Origin of the sequence: Parapedobacter indicus, from assembly GCF_900113765.1 — a bacterium.
Lineage (GTDB): Bacteria > Bacteroidota > Bacteroidia > Sphingobacteriales > Sphingobacteriaceae > Parapedobacter > Parapedobacter indicus.
Genome location: NZ_FOQO01000003.1, coordinates 620,150 through 631,571, shown reverse-complemented (window position 1 = coordinate 631,571; position 11,422 = coordinate 620,150). Strand labels below are relative to the sequence as shown.

Annotated in this window: 6 protein-coding genes; 5 read left to right on the top strand and 1 reads right to left on the bottom strand. The window is 51.5% G+C overall.

Annotation, left to right across the window (positions count from 1 at the left end; all coding sequences use genetic code 11):
* Positions 1-19 precede the first annotated feature (19 nt).
* The 4 genes from BMZ56_RS08995 to BMZ56_RS08980 are packed head-to-tail and all read left to right on the top strand — an operon-like array spanning position 20 to position 7,513.
* Positions 20-1,513, top strand: a complete 1,494-nt coding sequence (locus BMZ56_RS08995; protein WP_090626220.1) for a RagB/SusD family nutrient uptake outer membrane protein — start codon at positions 20-22, stop codon at positions 1,511-1,513.
* Between the two features lie 38 nt (positions 1,514-1,551).
* A complete protein-coding gene (locus tag BMZ56_RS08990; RefSeq protein WP_218146522.1) occupies positions 1,552-2,727 on the top strand; it encodes an FG-GAP repeat domain-containing protein in 1,176 nt (391 codons plus the stop codon).
* 41 nt (positions 2,728-2,768) lie between these two features.
* Complete coding sequence (locus tag BMZ56_RS08985; RefSeq protein WP_090626218.1) at positions 2,769-3,995, top strand: GDSL-type esterase/lipase family protein; 1,227 nt, start codon at positions 2,769-2,771, stop codon at positions 3,993-3,995.
* A 53-nt stretch (positions 3,996-4,048) separates the two neighbouring features.
* Positions 4,049-7,513, top strand: a complete 3,465-nt coding sequence (locus BMZ56_RS08980; protein WP_090626217.1) for a PVC-type heme-binding CxxCH protein — start codon at positions 4,049-4,051, stop codon at positions 7,511-7,513.
* A 77-nt stretch (positions 7,514-7,590) separates the two neighbouring features.
* On the opposite strand, the gene BMZ56_RS08975 is transcribed toward BMZ56_RS08980, so the two are convergent.
* A complete protein-coding gene (locus BMZ56_RS08975) occupies positions 7,591-8,871 on the bottom strand; it encodes a sugar MFS transporter (RefSeq protein ID WP_218146521.1) in 1,281 nt (426 codons plus the stop codon).
* 161 nt (positions 8,872-9,032) lie between these two features.
* Between BMZ56_RS08975 and BMZ56_RS08970 the strand changes: the two genes are divergently transcribed.
* Complete coding sequence (locus tag BMZ56_RS08970; RefSeq protein WP_090626216.1) at positions 9,033-11,384, top strand: PAS domain-containing hybrid sensor histidine kinase/response regulator; 2,352 nt, start codon at positions 9,033-9,035, stop codon at positions 11,382-11,384.
* Positions 11,385-11,422 lie beyond the last annotated feature (38 nt).

The following is an 11,422-nucleotide window of genomic DNA, read 5'->3' as shown; positions in this document are numbered from 1 at the left end:
TTTAAAGGAGATTATCAAAATGAAGATAAAAATAACAGTATTGGCAAGTGTGATTTCGCTAGGGCTAACATCCTGTGAAAACTTCTTGGACATTGCCCCTCAAAGTAAAGTAACTCCCGAAAACTTTTTCCAATCCGAATCGGATTTTCAGCAGGCGGTCGATGGGATTTATGCACCGCTGCAAGGGCTATATAACGACCAATCCAGCTGGGCGATGGGAGAAATGCGCTCGGATAACACCCACTATTTTTACAACGTGGACTATCGCCTTCCGTTCCCCGAAGAAGTGGCGGATTTCCTGAATGGATCTGAGAACACGGTGACTCAAAATAAATATTACCACAACTACGACATCATTAACCGGGCCAACCAGGTACTGGATGTCATTGACGATGCTACGCTGGAACCGGCGACCAAAAATAACCTGAAAGGGCAAGCCTTGTTTTTACGCGCATTGAGCTATTTTGACCTGGTGAAGTTTTTCGGCGGCGTGCCGCTGCCCCTGACACCCGCTAAGGACCTGGAAACGGCTTCCTTGCCCAGGGCTACTACGGAGGAAGTGTATGCACAGATTCAGGCAGATGCGACAGCTGCCGCCGAACTGCTGCTCAACAAAGCCGAACAGGAAGCGGGAAGGGCTACATCGGGTGCCGCATGGACCCTGTTGGGAGATGTATTTCTGAACCGGAAAGAATGGGATAAGGCCGAAGAAGCGTTGAGGCAGGTAACAGGCTACGAATTACTAGCTAGTTATGCGGCCATTTACGATCCTGCCAACAAAAATAACGCCGAATCGATTTTTGAAATACAATACCTGGAAGGAACGTCCTTGAATTTGCATAGTACGTTTCCCTATTTCTTTATCCCCCTGACACCGGACCATGCGCAATTGACGAAAGGCCCCAAAGGCTCCCAAAACGTTCCCGGGTCGGGGTGGAATATTCCAACGGAAGATTTATTGGCCGCTTACGAGGATCGGGAAGCCGATCAACGGTTCAGCGCTTCGATCGGGTTTTATACGGGTGCGTCTCCGATATCGGACACCTCGTATGTGAATCTGCCTTACATTAAAAAGTATCAGCATAGCCATTCTATTTTTGGTCAGAGCAATCAGAATTTTCCGGTGTATCGCTATGCAGAGGTGCTTTTAATGCTGGCCGAGGCACTTAATGAACAAAACCAGACGGTAGAAGCACAGGAGTTGCTCAATAGGGTACGGAGACGGGCTGGGTTAGGTGACATCGCAATTTCAGATCAGATAGGCTTGCGGGCAGCCATTTTGAAGGAACGCAGAATTGAGTTGGCTTTTGAAAATAAACGATGGATTGATCTGGTCAGAACGGACAATGCAATCGATGTGATGAATGCCTACGGGGCCAAACTAAAATCAAACGGTGCTTATTATTACCTGAGTTCGTCGAGTTACCAAGTGGATCAGAACGATCTGCTATTTCCGATTCCATTCCTGGAAATTCAGGTGAATCCGGATCTGACGCAAAACCCGGGGTATTGAAAAAAAGTTGGTTTAACTAGTTTATATATGATGTTTATATGATGTTCATTTTTTTCAATAATACGCGTAATCGATGGGTTCGGACGACCGTATTAGCTTCTTTGTTGTGTGGCATTGCGACCACACTCCTGCAGGCCCAGCAGCACGAAAAGATAAAATTCACCCCGTATTTTGTCGCGGCCGAAAGTTTTGAATCGGTCGGAGTAATCGATGTGAATAACGACGGCAAACCGGATCTCGTTTCGGGCGATTTTTATTACCTCAACGAAGGTGACGCCAAGACCATCTTCCGCAAGCGCGTCAGACTGGGCGATCAGCCCGCATTTGCGGAATACTTCGACGACTTCGCTACGATTCCCTTAGATGTGAACCAAGACGGACGCATGGATTTTGTGACCGGCGGCTGGTTCGGTGAGGCATTGCGCTGGCACGAGAACCCAGGGACGAACAGCGAATGGCCGGCCCATGAAATCGCGAAAGTAGGCAATGTAGAAACCGTGCGGGCATGGGACCTGGATAACGACGGGGTGGTGGAAATTGTGCCGAATACGCCCAATTCACCGCTTCATTATTTTAAATTGGAAGGCCCAGGCAAATTTGTAAGGTACGAGATAGGAGATTATAAAAGTCACGGGCTTGGCTATGGCGATATCAACGGCGACGGAAAAGGCGATTTCGTTGTCAAAAATGGTTGGATAGAAAACAAGGGAAACAACCAGTGGGTGTTTCATCAAGATTTTGATATGGGGGCGCATGCCAGTATTCCCATCCTAGTGACCGACTTGAATGGAGATGGCAAAAACGACCTGATTGCGGGTACGGCGCATGACTATGGGATCTATTGGTACGAACAGCAGGTAACCGGTGGAAAGCGCTCATTCAAGAAACACCTGATCGACGATACGGCTTCCCAGTACCACGAATTGGTCTGGACCGATATCACGGGCGATGGGAAACCGGAGTTGATCACCGGCAAACGCTACCGGGCGCATAACGACGGTGACCCGGGTGCACACGATGACGTCGGTTTGTATTACTTCACCTGGGATGGCAAATCGTTCACCAAGAATGTCATCGCATACGGCCCTCCGGGTGTGGGTAAAGGCACGGGTATTTATATGGATGTGGCCGACCTGAGAGGTTCTGGAAGAAAAGATATTGTGGTGGCCGGAAAAGATGGCCTCTGGGTATTTTTCAACGAGGGATTTGAGTAAGTTTCCGCTAAGTTTGTAAATAAATCGTTAATCAGTCCCGAATGTTAAATATAAAATCATTTCTGTTGGCCAGCGGATTAATCTGTGCGCTGCTGGCCGGCACTTGTTTCCAGCTTCCGGCACAAAATAAAGGCAACCATTCCCCATTGACGTTCAAACAGGGCGAGCGAATCGTTTTCCTGGGAAGCTCGCTCTTCGAAAACGAACTGGAAAAGGGATACCTTGAATTTGCCATAACCAGCCGCTGGCCCGATCTGGATCTGACGTTCCGGAACCTGGGCTGGACCGGCGACGATGTATTCGCGGAAGCGCGAAGTACATTTACCACGCCACCCACCCCCTATCAGCAACTATTCCAGCAGATCAGGAGCACCCATCCCGATTATGTACTGATTGCGTACGGCGGGGTCGAATCCCAAAAGGGAGAAGCGGGACTTGGCGAGTTCGTCAAGGGGCTCGGGGCAATCCTTGACTCGGTCGATGCCCTGGGTGCGCAATCGATCCTGCTATCAACGATTCCCGTAAAGCTCGCAGGCAACCGGGAAAATACGATTACTCAGAATAAGAACCTCCGCCTGTATGCAGACGCGATCGCGGCGCTTGCCTCGAAGCGCAAAAAAAGGTACGTGGACATTTATACGCCCATTGACGAAAATACAAATGCCTTGTTTCTCGACAACGGCATTCACCTGAATGAAGCGGGCTATCGTTACCTGGCCCAGGTGCTCGAACAGGCGTTCGGGTGGCCTTCCCGCGGGTTAACGGTAACTATCAACGCAGGGGAATCCACGGCTAACGCTCCCGCGAAAATCGTTTCAAGCGGACCGGACAAGCTTGTTTTCAGCCTGGAAGAGCCCGTGCTTCCCTTCCCCGCAACTGCTTCGGGGAAGCCCGACGCCAAAGCGGCCGTGTCCGTACAGGTAAACGGCCTGAAAAAGGGACATTATACGTTAACGGAAAACGGACGGAAACTGATCACGGCATCGGAAGCGGACTGGGCAAAGGGTGTCGTACTTGACCAGGAAACTTCGCAGCAGCAGGCCGCGGAAGTCTGTGGCTACATTGTCAAAAAAAATACGTTGTTCTTTCAGCAATACCGCCCCCGAAACCGGACGTATATTCTGGGGTTTCGGTCGTACGAACAGGGTAACAACAAGCGGGATTTAGACGATATGGACCCGCTTATTGCCCAGCTGGAAGCGCAAATTAAACTGCACCGGAAGCCGGTTATCAAAACGTATGAACTGAATCTCCAAAAAGGACAATAATTGACAAACATAAACATAATCTGAATACTGTGATTTCAATAGATATAAGCCCGATGCGTTTGTTATCGACCTTTCCGGGAGTATTGATTATACCGATGCTGCTACTGGCCGCCTGCTCGGGCAACCCGGACGAGCATGGAGAGTATCCCGCCGACGATCCCAGGAATGAACTTCAATCGTTCCATATTGATGAAGACTTTGAAGTAACGCTTTTTGCCTCCGAACCGCTTGTGGTGAAACCCATCCAAATGAACTGGGATGCCGAGGGACGGTTGTGGGTGATCAGCAGTACGGCGTACCCGCAGCTTAAAACCGGCGAGGAGCCAAACGACAAAGTGTTCATCCTGGAAGATACCGATGGTGACGGCGTTGCCGACAAGTCGACGGTCTTTGCAGAAGGCCTGTTTCAGCCCACCGGCGTACTACCGGGCGATGGCGGGGTGTATGTGGCAAACGCCACCGAAATCCTCCATCTATCGGATACCGACGGCGACGGTAAGGCAGACACCCGAAGAAAAGTACTAAGCGGGTTTGGAACGGCCGACACACACCACCTCATCCACACCTTCCGGTGGGGCCCCGAAGGGAGGATGTATTTTAATCAATCGATTTACATCCATAGCCATGTGGAAACCCCCTGGGGAATCAGACGGCTTGAGGGAGGTGGGGTCTGGAAGCTTGACCCGCATACGCTCGAACTGGATGTGTATGCAAAGGGCCTCGTGAACCCTTGGGGGCTGCGGTTTGACCAATATGGGCAATCGTTCCTCACGGACGGAGCCGGCGAAGAGGGAATCAATTACGCCTTCCCGGGGGCTACGTTTCTTACGTCGCCGGGTGCCGAAGAAATACTTCGCGGACTGAATCCCGGACAACCCAAACATTGCGGGCTGGAAATCATCTCCGGAAGGCATCTACCGGAATCATGGGCGGGCAGTCTCATAACAAATGATTTTCGGGCCAACCGTGTTAATCGCTTCCAACTAGCGGAGCAGGGCAGCGGATATGCTTCCAAGCAGATGCCTGATCTGCTCTGGACCGATCATGTTGCGTTTCGTCCGGTAGATATCTCGGTCGGCCCAGACGGTGCGATTTACATTGCCGATTGGTATAACCCCATCATCCAGCATGGCGAGGTCGACTTCCACGACCCCCGGCGCGACAAGGAACACGGCCGGATCTGGCGCATTACCGCTAAAAAAAGATCGTTGGTGAAGAAACCCAAACTGGTGGGCGCATCGGTCGATGACCTGCTGGATGCGCTGGAAGCGCCCGAAGAGTGGACACGCGGACAGGCCCGGCAGCTGCTGAAGGAAAGAGGAGCCAACGAAGTGGCTGCGCCGCTGCAAAGCTGGATCGATGACCTCGACCAAAAAAGCGACGATTACGAGCGGCTGAAGCTCGAAGGTCTGTGGGTATTCCAGGCGATTGACACCTACAATGGTCCACTTTTGGAAAGCTTATTGAATGCCCAGAGTCACGAAGTGCGGGCCGGAGCGCTACGGGCCTTACAGCTCTGGCATAATAAGGTTACAAACTTGGATGCCATCCTGCAGAAAGCGGCCAAAGACCCTCACCCACAGGTGCGTCTCGAGGCGGTGATTGCACTCCGGAAACTAAGCAGTGCTACGGCTGCTAAAACTGCGCTGGATGTGCTGGACCAGCCGATGGACGAATTCCTTAACTTTGCGTTATGGCAAACCTTGCGGCAGCTTGAGCCCGAATGGCTCGCCAGCGTGAAAAGCGACCCGGAGTTCTTCGGGAATCCCGCGAAAACATCCTATGCGCTGAAGTCGGCAGCCAGCGCCGATGCTATCACCCTGCTAACACAGCTATATAAAAAGGGTCAGGTTCCACAGCAATATCAGAAAGATGCACTATCGGCAATCGCTAAACGTGGACAGGTGGACGACCTGAACGACGTCCTTGACGTTGCCGTCACCGGATTTTCGGAGCAGAAGCGGGATGTTTCAGCAGAGCTCGCTGCCGTGGAAAGCGCTGCATCCGAAAGGCAGGTGGCAGCGAACCGCCAGCTTGGGCGCCTCCAGCCGATTATTGCGGGTGCTGACGAAGCTTCTGCCATCGCGGCGATGAAAGTAGCCGGAGCCCTGAAAGTCAGGTCGCTGGAAGCGCAACTTAAAACAGGGGTAAACCACGAAAACCGTACCTATGCAAAAGCTGCCATGGGCGCGCTGAGGTCCATAAATCCGGGAGCGGCACAAACGCTTCTAAAAAACCTGGCTACGGGACAGCATCCGCTGGACCTCCGTTTGGTTGCTGTTTCACAACTGGCTTACCTGAATGCACCCGCTGCGGCCAAGATCGGGGCAGAACTGATGGGCAAACTGGATAATCCCGAGCAAGGGCAGGAGGTCTTCGATGCGTTTCTAGCCGATAGTGGACGGACCAAGGCACTGGCCGATGTGTTGGTGGCCATCCGCATACCGGAAGAGGTGGCGGTAGCAGCGCGGCAGCACCTACGGAAATCTATTCCCTGGAACCGCCGGGAAAAGGAGGAGGTCAAATTACTGATTCAGGGTCTGGAAGCGTCCGGTGGCGTATTGCCGGCTGAACGCATGCCGCAGGACCTCAAGCCCGATCAGATCAAAGAACTGGCTTCCGAAGCAAAGAAAACCGGTAATCCGGTTGCAGGAGAACTCATCTTCCGCAAACGGGAACTTGCCTGCCTGACGTGCCATGCGATCGGCGGCGCGGGCGGACAGATCGGTCCCGACCTGAGCAGCCTCGGAACCAGTTCGCCGGCTGAAACGATCATCAAATCCATTATGTATCCGACAGAATCCATCAAAGAGGGTTTTGAATTGCAGCGTGTGGTCCGCACAGACGGCAGTGAACTGATGGGATACCTCGTCGCTGATAAACCCGGTGAGATCGTCGTAAGGGATGTGACCGGCAATGAGGTGGCTATCCCGAAAGACAATGTGAAGACAAGGGAAAAAATACCGGGTTCGCTCATGCCTCCGGGTCTGACAGCCAGCCTCGATAAGCAGGAGTTTATCGACCTGGTAAATTTCCTCTCCAAACTGGGTACGTCTGGCAGCTTTAGGGTCCCCACGGAACGATTTGTGAGGCGCTGGGAAGTTTTGCCGGCCAATGAGGATGTGTTGCAACGAGTTAAAAAGGACGGTATCGAAGGTGTTTCCAAAGACAATAAACCGGCGGGGTCTGCTCATTACAGTACGGTTTCCGGAGCACTTCCCATCAGCGAGCTGCCTGTTTTGGAAGCCGGCGGCGACAAACGCTACAGCGTTGTGAAGTTCCAGGTGGAAGTCCTTACCCCGGGTAATGTGACACTGAGCTTTAACGACGCGAACGGCATTACCGGCTGGGCGGATGCAAAAGCCATAGCTATCCAAAGTGGCAAACTCACCACTTCATTTGTACAGGGGACCCATCAGATTACACTGGCGGTAGACCGCAATCTCCGCAAGGAGGGGCCGCTGCTTGTACAGCTGACCGACGGCGGTGCACAGACCCGGTTGGTCATGGGAAAGTAGGGGAGGTTCGTCCTTTACAAGTAAAGTAGCTGTGCAAAATGAGAAATCCGTTTTCATTTTGCACAGCTACTTTATTGCTAAGCCTTGATTTTATAGCCCTTGATGGCGTAATAGGCTATGAATGCGAATAACGGAATCGGGACAAAAAAGCCTGCTGCCATGCCGTATATATCAGAAACATAGCCCATCAACGGCGGGAATATGGCTCCGCCGCCCACTGACATAACCAAAAAAGAAGCGCCCTGCTTGGTGTGGGTTCCCAAGCTCCGGATGGCTAATGCAAAGATGGTGGGAAACATAATGGACATGAAAAAGAAAACGCCATAGAGTGCAACGAATGAAACCCAACCCAGCTTCAACGATACGATAGGCAATAAAATACATACCAATAGCGCATAGCAAGCCAACATACGGGGAGGCTTAACATACCGCATCAGCGCACTGCCTGAAAAACGGCCCATCATAAACAGGAAGAAGCCGAGGGACAAAAAATAAGGGCCGTATTGCACATCAAATCTGGGGTGCATGTCATGATCCGTAACAAAATTGATCAGGTAGCTGAAAACGCCGGTTTGGGCCGCTACATAGCAAGCCTGTGCAGCAACACCCAGTTTGAAATGTCTGTTTTTCCATAGCGGCTTCTTGGAAATATAAGCAGGGTGTGAAGGATCTGAAATTTCCATATCGCCACCGGGTGTTGGAGCTGCGCCGTGTGCGTGCATTAAATCCTCCTCATCTATTTTAGGCAGCTTTAGCCGGGAAAACCCAAAAGCAATGGCAAGAACGGATAATCCGATAAGGGCAAAGGGTAGGATAATGGAGATCATTTTTTCCCCTTCGACATGGCTGCGATTGCCGTAAATAGACAGCGCAATCAGCGGGCCGACCACCCAGGCAAAGCCATTGAAAGACTGAGCAATGTTGATTCGCCGTTCCGCGGATTCCGGAGGCCCCAGCTTGGTGGTGTAGGGGTTGGCCCCGGTTTCCAGTGTTGCCAAGCCTGCGCCGATAACAAGCAGGCAAAATAAAAAGAGGATAAACGATTGTAGCGGTGCTGTGCCCGCTGCAAGTAGCGCGCCGATTCCAAAAAGGGTCAACCCGAGTATGATTCCTTTTTTGTAGCCGTATTTTTTGGTATACAGACCAGCGGGTATGGCCGTGCAAAAATAGGCTCCATAGAGTGAAACTTGTATGAAGCTTGATTGCCACTTTTTCAAATGCAATAGCTCCTGAAAGTTCTTGTCGAGTGTATCCAGTAACCCGTGTGCGATTCCCCAGGTAAGAAACAGCGCGCTGATTGCCATGAAGGGTGTCGTGTAATTCACCCCGTCTTTAACGAAAATTGATTTTTTACTCATAATATAGGCTCCTCGTTGAATTGGAACGGCGTCTAAAATAGAGAAAACCGGTGGATTATGAACAAAAAAATGTGGGACAGCCATTAACCGTGGCAAGCTCGAAGATATGATCGGTTTTTTGTTTAGATTTGTTTGGATTCGAGTTATGACATTTTATCATTATGCAGGAAGCGCAGTTGCCAGGTTGCCACATCACTGATTTTCAGCGCCTGTTGCAGGACGCGCCTATCGGCGTTTTATTGGCAGATCACGAAGGCAAATGTTTATTTGCCAACGAAGCCTGTTGCCAGATTTTTGGGGTGGCCGATGGATATATGCAGGGCTTCGGATGGACAGGCTCCCTGCCCGCCGAAGAGCGGCAGCAAATCCTAAACACACTGAAAGCGTTCGTAACGGGTCTGGAACAAAAAGGCTACTGCGAATTTGCTACTGCACATCCGCAAAAGGGCACGCGTTATTGTTGCGCCGACCTACGCTTAATGGTTGAACAGCACAGCGGCGTATCCCATGTTGTTATGTATGTACGGGATGTGTCGGATGTCCATGGCGCCTCATATCACACCGAGCCGGCCGATACAACGTATCGGGAACTTTTTGGCCGCATCAACGCCATGATGGGCCTCATTGAGGATATTGTGTTTGAGATAGACGGCAATCAGGTCTTCAAAAATGTCTGGATATCGGATGAATCTAAGCTCTTTATGCCGAAGGAGCGCTTTCTGGGTACGACCATAACGGATGCTTTCGGCAAGGAGCGAGCACCCGCCTTTACAGATCCGGTGAATCGGGCGATCCGCACAGGCAAACGTGCAACCTTCGAATATCGGCATATTGATGCATCCATCGAAAAATGGTACCGGTTGATGGTCGTACCGATTGAACTGAGGGGGAAACCGAAAGAGCAGCGATTGGCAATAGCCATCCGGGAAATCACCACCGAGGTTGAACGGGACCGCGCCTTACAAGAAACCCAAGCCAAAATCGAGCGGAGTAACGAGTTGCTGAATATCAGTCAGCAGCTGAGTCGTACGGGAGGCTGGGAGTATGATCTTATCTCCGGTAACGTTTCCTGGACAGCGCAGATGTACGTGATTCTAGGGCTCCCGGAGAATGCTGATTTTTCCAAATTTGATGCAAATCTTCCTCTTTTTACAGCTTCTGACCGCGAAGTGGTCGTTCGGTCGCTTGAAAAGTGCAGGGCGGACCTGCAACCCTATACCATGGAACTACAGGTAAACACCCCACAGCAAGAGGCCAAATGGGTACGGGTGCGGGCTGTACCCGTGGTGGAAAATAACCAGGTGGTCCGGTTGCGCGGCGCACTGATGGACATCACCAAGGAGAAGCTGGAAGCCATTGAGTTGTTGAATGCCAAAGAGATGGCCGAACGAGCGGCACAGGTGAAGTCGGACTTTCTTTCGGTGATGAGCCATGAGATCCGTACGCCGTTGGTAGGTATCATCGGTTCCAGTAACCACCTGAAACAGCGTAGCTCAACGGAACAGGAAGAAACGATAAACAACTTACGATTTTCGTCAGAACACCTGCTGCGGCTCGTTAACGATGTGCTCGATTTCAATAAAATGGAAAGCGGGCAATTGCGGCTGATCCGGGCGGTGGTTAATCTGTTTGAATTGATCGAAAATATCAAGAATCAGTTTCAAGCGATGGCCGAAGCGAAGGGTATTGCGGTAGTCGCACAGCTCGATGCGACTGTTCCGCGCCAGATTATGGCCGATCCGACGCGCTTGAGTCAGATTCTTTACAACCTGGTCAGTAACGCCATCAAACATACGGACGAAGGGCATGTTACGATTGCAGTGCGGGGATTGTCGCACACGAATACCGAGGTCACCCTGCATTTTTCGGTAAAGGACACGGGGCCTGGTATTCCGGAGGCTTACCACGAGGAAATCTTTAAAGATTTTAGGCAGTTGATCCAGGTGCCTAATCAGCAATACACAGGGTTTGGGCTGGGGCTGACGATTACCAAGCGGCTTATTGAGTTGCACAAGAGTCATATTCGACTCCGGAGCTCGCCCGGAAATGGAGCGGAATTTTGCTTTGACCTCCAGTTTGCACTTCCATTGGCGGCAGCTGCCACCGGTGCCGAGCGGCTTCCATCGGGTCCAACGGCCCGCCAAGGAAAGCTTAAGGACATGCACGTATTGCTGGTAGAGGATAACCCCATCAGTACCACGGTGATCCGGAAACAGCTGGAAGAGCTCGGGGTGGTTCCCGATTGTGCAGCAGACGGGGAGGAAGCGCTCCGCTACTTGGCGAGCGCATCGTATGCCGTCGCGTTGGTTGACCTGCACATGCCCAGAATGGATGGTTACGTGCTTTCGGAAATCATCTGCAGGGAATACCCCGATATCCAGATTATCATCCTGACGGCAGACATCATGGCCGAGACGAGGTTGAAGTTGGCGAAAATGAATATTCTGGATATTTTGAATAAGCCGTTTCGGCCAACAGACCTGGTTACGGCGCTATCCAAAGTAAATAGGTAAATTCTGGGTGAAGCAGTTGTAGGGTATAACGGCAGGGT